Source organism: Streptomyces sp. UH6 (assembly GCF_013421635.1).
In the GTDB taxonomy this organism is placed as follows: Bacteria; Actinomycetota; Actinomycetes; order Streptomycetales; family Streptomycetaceae; genus Streptomyces; species Streptomyces abyssomicinicus.
The window spans coordinates 1-1,169 of record NZ_JACADT010001356.1 but is presented as its reverse complement, the minus strand read 5'-3'; the positions used below and the strand labels follow the sequence as shown (position 1 = coordinate 1,169).

The 1,169-nt window shown below is 75.4% G+C and carries 1 protein-coding gene; it reads left to right on the top strand.

The genetic code is table 11. The annotated features are described in order from the left end of the window. The coding region (locus HW445_RS31855; RefSeq protein WP_257231433.1) for a DUF5682 family protein at positions 1-1,169 on the top strand (1,169 nt) is incomplete at both ends.

The following is a 1,169-nucleotide window of genomic DNA, read 5'->3' as shown; positions in this document are numbered from 1 at the left end:
CCGGTGACGGCCCCGGCCGCGCGGGAGCCGCGGGGGAGGAGGGGGACGAAGGAGGGACGGAGGACCGGGCCGCCGACATGCGGGTCGATCCGCTGGCCGTGCTGGCGGAGGCCGCCGGGTACGACGACCCGGAGCGCTGGTGGGAGGACGTGGTCGAGCACCGCGGCGCGGGGGAGGACCCGCTGGCGCCGTTCGCCGCCGTGGAGGAGGCGATGGGCGCCCTCCGCGAGGCGTACGGGACCGGCGGTCACGACCGCGACCCGGTCCGCGAGGCGTACATGCGCCTCCAGGTGCACGCGGCCCGCAAGGAGTTCGGTGACGAGATCGCCGTGGTCTGCGGCGCCTGGCACGTCCCCGCCCTGCGGCGGAAGAGCACCGTCACCGCCGACCGCGCCCTGCTCAAGGGCCTGCCCAAGGTGAAGACGGAGATGACCTGGGTGCCCTGGACGCACCGCAGGCTCTCCCGGTTCAGCGGCTACGGCGCCGGCATCGACTCGCCGGGCTGGTACGGGCACCTGTTCTCCGCACCGGACCGGCCGGTGGAACGGTGGATGACCAAGGTCGCGGGCCTGCTGCGCGACGAGGACCTGCACGTCTCCTCCGCCCACGTCATCGAGGCGGTGCGGCTCGCCGAGACGCTCGCGGTGATGCGCGGGCGTCCGCTGCCCGGGCTCGGCGAGACGGTCGACGCGGTCCGCGCGGTGATGTGCGAGGGCTCCGACGTCCCGCTGGAACTGGTCCGCGACCGGCTGATCGTCGGCGACCTGCTCGGTGAGGTTCCGTCCACCGCCCCCTCCGTGCCCCTGCGACGCGACCTCGAACGGCAGCAGCGCGCGCTGCGCCTCAAGCCCGAGGCGCTGGAGCGGGAGCTGGAACTGGACCTGCGCAAGGAGAACGACGCCGCCCGCAGCCGCCTGCTGCACCGGCTGCGCCTCCTGTCCGTCGGCTGGGGTGAACCCACCGCCTCGCGCGGCGGCACCGGCACCTTCCGGGAGAGCTGGCGGCTGTGCTGGGAGCCGGAGCTCGCCGTCCGGGTGGCCGAGGCCGGGGTGTGGGGCACCACCGTGCTCGCCGCCGCCACCGCCAAGGCCGAGTCCGACGCCTGCGACGCCACCGCCCTCGCCGAGGTGACGGCGCTCGCCGAACGGTGTCTGCTCGCCGACCTCCCG